The sequence below is a fragment of the Oleiphilus sp. HI0080 genome, from assembly GCF_001635135.1.
On the sequence record NZ_LWFU01000576.1, the window covers coordinates 1 to 4,239 of the forward strand.

Here is a 4,239-nt window from a genome sequence, read left to right on the forward strand (position 1 = left end):
CTTAAGCCATTTTTTTAGGCTTTCAAAAAAGGCCCTATCAAGGCGCGTCGCAACGGGGGCGTAATGACCAGATGCTAAAAGGTCTTTGTCTTGCTCGGAAAGGAAAGGAAGCTTCTCGTCTAAAGTCTGCTTCCATGCGTCGGATGTTTGCGTTCGATAGTCGGCAGAGCCTTGCTGACTGCTGAGGATGCGTTTTAAAAACATATTTACTTCCGCGTTGAGACGACTTGCATCCCGATGACCTGTGTCAGATGTTAGGTCTGGTGTCGATTTGAAATATCGTCTCTCGAGATCTAGCAGCGCTAGCAGCGCCTCTTTCCTATAACGTAACCTTTGATGCCTCTTAATAAAAAAGACAAATGTAGCGCCAACGACAGTAACGCCAACGAAAATCAGCAGCCACCACCCAATAGCAAGTGGCCACCATGTGATTGCCTGCGCCTCGATTATGTCATTGAGCTGAGCGAGCGGATCAAGCGCATTCATCGTCGTCCAACACCCCGAACTTGGTTGGTAATTTGATGTAGCTGTGAGTCAACCGACTTGCCTGTAGAAATGTCCCAAAAGTTGGTGTTCCGAGATTTTGCTAGTTGCGATAGTTGACGCTCAATGTTGTCGTCCCATGCACGAAGAGCCGAATGCGTTTGCTGCTCTTCTGGACTCAGATAAAACACATCGTCACCATTACGTATTGGCAGAATACCGCCTACTGGAAGCGTGTGTTCAAGAGGGTCGCTACAGCGAAGAAGTATTAACTCATTATGACGAGCGAGAGCGCTGAGCTGTTGGCTTGCCTTGGCATCTAATCGATGGAAATCGCTGATTACGAAAACCAAGGTTCCTGGGCGCGTGACTTGATTCGCCTCAATGAGCGCTTCAGTGAATGAATGCTTATCAAAAATGCCGCCCTCGCTGAGCGAAGTCGCTGTCAGCGCGTTGTTGGCTTCTTCTAAATGCTTGAAGTAACGCAATAATGCTTTTCGGCTACGGGCCGGTTTTACGGTCAACTTGGCTTTTTCATTAAACACAATGCCGCCGACACGGTCGTTGTGTGACAGTGCACTCCACGCCAATAGTGCAGCGCTTCTTGCCGCGAGAACGGATTTCATGCAGTCCTTGCTGCCAAAAAACATCGATGCTGACTGATCACATAAAATCATGACGGGTCGCTCACGCTCTTCCTGAAAGAGTTTCGTATGGGGGCTCTGCCGTCTCGCCGTTACACGCCAATCAATACTGCGAACATCGTCTCCTGCTTGATAAGGCCGCACTTCGGCAAACTCCATGCCTCTGCCTTTGAAGCGAGAGTGATGAGAGCCACTCTGTACTTGACTCGCTACTCGCGCTTTTAAGTGAGACAGATGTTTGGCGTGGGCGTTGAGAGACACCAGTTCTTCAACACTGGTGTATACGCCGTCGCCCAAAAGTTCAGGAAGTGTGTGAGAGTGTGGTTTGCTCGCCATTAGACTGAATGCCCTCGACGTCTCAGAATACGGCTAAGCAACGGGCACGCTTGCCAGCAGACATTCAAGAACTGCCTCAACACTTTGTCCTTCCGCCTCTGCATCAAAGCTAAGCAGTACACGATGTCGAAATACGTCGTGCAAAACCGCAGCAACATCTTCAGGGCTGACGAAATTCTTGCCTTGAAGCCATGCATAGGCTCGAGAACATCGATCAAGCGCCAAAGTACCTCGTGGACTTACGCCGTATTCAATCCATCTTGCGAGCTCTGCACTAAACGGCTGAGGGTTCCGAGTCGCCATGGTCAAGTTGACGATATAATCCTCAACGGCATCGGCCATGTGAATTTGCAGAACCTCTTGTCGCGCTTGCATGATTGCTGCCTGACTTACCGTGATCGCCTCGACTTCGTCACTGCTACTTGAGGCGAGTGCCTCTCCACGAACGAGTTTAAGTATGGCTCGTTCCGCGTCCGCATCAGGGTAGTCAATTATTACATGCAGTAGAAATCTATCAAGCTGGGCTTCTGGCAATGGATAAGTGCCTTCTTGCTCGATCGGGTTTTGGGTCGCCATTACCAGAAATAGATCGTCAAGAGGGTATGTTTGTTTACCCACACTGACTTGCCGCTCAGCCATTGCTTCCAAGAGTGCCGACTGCACTTTTGCGGGAGCACGGTTGATTTCATCTGCAAGAATAAGGTTATGAAAAATAGGCCCTTTCTGGAACTCAAAGCTACCCGTTTCCATGCGGTAGATTTCTGTGCCTGTGACGTCTGATGGCAACAAGTCTGGGGTAAATTGAATCCGTTGGAAATTGCCTTGGATGTTGTCTGAAAGCGCTTTTATGGCCTTGGTTTTTGCAAGCCCAGGCGCGCCCTCAACAAGTAGATGCCCGTCCGCCAACAGACTAATCAATAGTCTTTCGACAAGATGGGGCTGGCCAATAATAGATTTTTCCAATGATAGGCGTAGCTGCTCAAATACCTGATCAGATCCCATTCACCGCTTCTCCAACAAGGTTGTATGAGTATATTAAGAATGGTAAAGCTAAAGGAAGCGTCGTTAATACGCAATTTCTATGCAATGAACTATTCTTAATCGTGCTTCTTATTAATAAAAAATCGCCACGCTTCGTTATCTGGGGCCATCAAGGACTGAGCGAAGACTAATTTTGAGTCTAGGATTTATGAAACTGATCGAAACGAAAGACAAACGCGCCATCGTCAAGCAACTTGATACACTCGTAAAAGAACAAATTAACAAGTCAAAACAAGAGGCCGTTCGCGGCTTTCTAACACGTTTTATTGACTCCGCCTATACCGAAGAATTTGTAGGGCGAAGGGTTAATGACGTTTTTGGATACCTGATTAGTTTATGGAAATTCGTTGAGCAACCACTGACAGCAAAAACCAAAGTGTCGATCGACAACCCGGGGCTAGAAGTGGATGGATGGCAGTCGCCACACACAGTCATCACGGTGTTGATGGACAATGTCCCGTTTATCGTAGACTCGCTTCGTATTGCGCTTACGGATATGAATTTGCGTGTGCAGGGTATTCAAAACGTTATCTTGAGCAGCGAACGTGATGGCAATGGTAAATTGAAAGCGCTTGAGCCGGGCTCAAAGCGATCTGAGTCCTGCAGGGAAGAGGCGTTGATTCGCATCGAAATTGATCGAATTACCAAACAGGATCAAATACGTTCACTGTGCGACAAACTTGATGGGGTGTTGTCGGAGGTTTTTTCGGCGGTCGATGATTACCCATTAATGCTGGATCGCGTGGGAGCGATTACGAAAAGCTGGGCAGATAAGGGGCACTCTCATGCCTCAAAAGAAGATCTTGAAGAAGCCTCTGCATTCATGGATTGGTTGGCAAGCAATAGCTTTACCTTTCTTGGTTATGTTGAATATGACATCGAGGGTGCGGGCGCCGATCGCGTGCTGGTTCGTCAGGATAAGACGGCACTCGGAATACTCAAAGATGCGTATAAAAGCGACGCCAAAGTTGTTTTAAAAGACGTGCCAAGACACACTCGTGAACACATTTTGGAAAAAGAAATATTCCTTTTTGCAAAATCATCGCGAAGGTCGCGCGTTCATAGGCCGGCATACGCTGATTATGTGGTGGTCAAAAAGTTCGATGACAAGGGCGATGTGGTTGGTGAGCGCCGGTTTTTGGGTTTGTACACGGCCCGTGTATTCAATGATGATTTAAATAACGTTCCGCTGTTGCGACAAAAAGTTGTGCAGGCCAGAGACTTGTCTGGCTACGATCTTCGTGATCATGCTGGAAAAGAGTTTGAACAATTAATGTCTGCCTTCCCGCGGGATGAGCTGTTTCAGGTGAGCGCAGAGCGACTCTATGGCGCAATTAATTCCGCGCTTTATGCCCAAGAGCGCCGCAAGGTAAGTATTTATCTGCGGGAAGATGCTTTTGGACGTTTTGTGTGTGCGTTGGTCTATGTGCCACGAGACATATTTAATACCGATCTAAGGCTGAAAATTCAGCATTTGCTGGTAGATGAGCTGGATGCAGAAGACATAGATTTTAATACTCTGCTCTCTGAATCCCCTTTGGCGCGTACACAATTTAATATCAAACTCACCGATAAAGTGCCATCGCGCGCTAAGTTTGAAGCGATCGAACAGAAAATTCTCGGTGTCGTTATTTCCTGGCATGACGACTTGGAAGCCGCACTGACAGAACAGTATGGCGAAGAACAGGGTAGTCATCTCGCAAAGCATTATCGCCAAGGTTTTAATGCAAGTTAT

3 protein-coding genes and 1 pseudogene are annotated in these 4,239 nt (G+C 47.7%); 1 reads left to right on the forward strand and 3 read right to left on the reverse strand.

The features are described 5' to 3' along the window. The 3 genes from A3751_RS12720 to A3751_RS12730 all read right to left on the reverse strand — a co-directional run. On the reverse strand, positions 1 to 486 hold a 486-nt coding region (locus tag A3751_RS12720), incomplete at its 3' end, for a DUF4381 domain-containing protein (RefSeq protein ID WP_068456600.1). Continuing rightward, positions 483 to 1,463, reverse strand: coding sequence for a DUF58 domain-containing protein (locus A3751_RS12725; RefSeq protein WP_068456603.1), 981 nt, complete (start codon positions 1,461 to 1,463; stop codon positions 483 to 485). The genes A3751_RS12720 and A3751_RS12725, both read right to left, overlap by 4 nt. Positions 1,464 to 1,496: 33 nt before the next feature. After that, on the reverse strand, positions 1,497 to 2,465 hold the full coding sequence (locus A3751_RS12730; protein ID WP_068456605.1) for a MoxR family ATPase: 969 nt from the start codon (positions 2,463 to 2,465) through the stop codon (positions 1,497 to 1,499). A gap of 187 nt (positions 2,466 to 2,652) precedes the next feature. Here A3751_RS12730 and A3751_RS12735 point away from each other — a divergent pair. Continuing rightward, positions 2,653 to 4,239: pseudogene (locus A3751_RS12735) on the forward strand (NAD-glutamate dehydrogenase domain-containing protein); the annotation flags it as partial.

Bases quoted from the DNA above. Each gene is read 5' to 3' on its own strand.
- A3751_RS12725 (WP_068456603.1), bottom strand. From the start codon at position 1,463: ATGGCGAGCAAACCACACTCTCACACACTTCCTGAACTTTTGGGCGAC.
- A3751_RS12730 (WP_068456605.1), bottom strand. From the start codon at position 2,465: ATGGGATCTGATCAGGTATTTGAGCAGCTACGCCTATCATTGGAAAAA.